At 43.7% G+C, this 263-nt stretch carries 1 pseudogene; it reads left to right on the top strand.

Annotation, left to right across the window (positions count from 1 at the left end):
- Positions 1–263: pseudogene (locus AAEY88_RS14075) on the top strand (16S rRNA pseudouridine(516) synthase); the annotation flags it as partial.

Raw genomic sequence — 263 nt, 5'->3', positions numbered from 1 at the left:
ACTTAGTAGAAACCCAAGAGCCCATTACTGACGAATCGTTAGAGGCACTGCGCGAAGGGGTACAATTACATAATGAAAAAACTCTAACCCGTCCGGCAAAAGCAGAGCGCCTCGCTAATTACGGCTTACGTTTATCTATTTGTGAAGGTAAATACCACCAAGTTAAGCGCATGTTAGCCGCTGTAGACAACAAAGTGGTTGAATTGCACCGCGAACAAATTGGCAATATTAAACTAGATGAAAACCTAGCAGCGGGTGAATAC

Origin of the sequence: Psychrobacter sp. CAL346-MNA-CIBAN-0220 (genome assembly GCF_040309805.1) — a bacterium.
Lineage (GTDB): Bacteria > Pseudomonadota > Gammaproteobacteria > Pseudomonadales > Moraxellaceae > Psychrobacter.
The sequence above is the reverse complement of the archived record's forward strand: the minus strand, read 5'-3'. Positions and strand labels throughout refer to the sequence as shown.